Below are 1,668 nucleotides of genomic sequence, written 5' to 3' on the forward strand. Positions count from 1 at the left end.
TCAGCGCGAGACAGACTTGTTATAGGATCAAGCCTTACGGGCAATTAGTATCAGTTAGCTGAACGCATTACTGCGCTTACACACCTGACCTATCAACGTCCTGGTCTCGAACGACCCTTCAAGGGGATCTAGTCCCCAGGGATATCTCATCTTAAGGCGAGTTTCCCGCTTAGATGCTTTCAGCGGTTATCTCTTCCGAACATAGCTACCCGGCGATGCCACTGGCGTGACAACCGGTACACCAGAGGTTCGTCCACTCCGGTCCTCTCGTACTAGGAGCAGCCCCCTTCAAATATCCAACGCCCACGGCAGATAGGGACCAAACTGTCTCACGACGTTTTAAACCCAGCTCACGTACCTCTTTAAATGGCGAACAGCCATACCCTTGGGACCGGCTACAGCCCCAGGATGAGATGAGCCGACATCGAGGTGCCAAACACCGCCGTCGATATGAACTCTTGGGCGGTATCAGCCTGTTATCCCCAGAGTACCTTTTATCCGTTGAGCGATGGCCCTTCCATACAGAACCACCGGATCACTATGACCTGCTTTCGCACCTGCTCGACTTGTCGGTCTCGCAGTTAAGCACGCTTATGCCATTGCACTATCAGCACGATTTCCGACCGTACCTAGCGTACCTTCGTACTCCTCCGTTACGCTTTGGGAGGAGACCGCCCCAGTCAAACTGCCTACCATGCACTGTCCCCGACCCGGATCACGGGCCAAGGTTAGAACCTCAAACAAACCAGGGTGGTATTTCAAGGACGGCTCCACCGAAACTAGCGTTCCGGTTTCATAGCCTCCCACCTATCCTACACAGATCGGTTCAAAGTCCAATGCAAAGCTACAGTAAAGGTTCATGGGGTCTTTCCGTCTAGCCGCGGGTAGATTGCATCATCACAAACACTTCAACTTCGCTGAGTCTCGGGAGGAGACAGTGTGGCCATCGTTACGCCATTCGTGCAGGTCGGAACTTACCCGACAAGGAATTTCGCTACCTTAGGACCGTTATAGTTACGGCCGCCGTTTACCGGGACTTCAATCAAGAGCTTGCACCCCATCATTTAATCTTCCGGCACCGGGCAGGCGTCACACCCTATACGTCCACTTTCGTGTTTGCAGAGTGCTGTGTTTTTATTAAACAGTCGCAGCCACCAGTTTATTGCAACCCCTTCACCCTTTGCCCGCAGGGGCATCAAGCTACAAGGGCGTACCTTATCCCGAAGTTACGGTACCAATTTGCCGAGTTCCTTCTCCCGAGTTCTCTCAAGCGCCTTAGAATACTCATCTCGCCCACCTGTGTCGGTTTGCGGTACGGTCATCATTAGACTGAAGCTTAGAGGCTTTTCTTGGAACCACTTCCAATTGCTTCGCTCCCTAAGGAGCTCGCGCCACACCCTTGAATTCCGCGCCCGGATTTGCCTAAGCGCCTTCTCCAATGCAGCGACCGGGACTTCCAACACCCGGACAACCTTCCGCGATCCGTCCCCCCATCGCATCTAACAATGGTGCAGGAATATTGACCTGCTTCCCATCAGCTACGCATTTCTGCCTCGCCTTAGGGGCCGACTCACCCTACGCCGATGAACGTTGCGTAGGAAACCTTGGGCTTACGGCGAGGGGGCCTTTCACCCCCTTTATCGCTACTCATGTCAGCATTCGCACTTC

Annotated in this window: 1 rRNA gene; it reads right to left on the reverse strand. The window is 53.6% G+C overall.

Features of this window, described 5'->3' with window-relative positions:
• Positions 1-23 precede the first annotated feature (23 nt).
• Positions 24-1,668 (reverse strand): 23S ribosomal RNA (locus tag G3N99_RS40155); the annotation flags it as partial.

The sequence above is a fragment of the Burkholderia sp. Ac-20392 genome, assembly GCF_017104585.1.
GTDB classification, from domain to species: Bacteria; Pseudomonadota; Gammaproteobacteria; order Burkholderiales; family Burkholderiaceae; genus Burkholderia; species Burkholderia lata.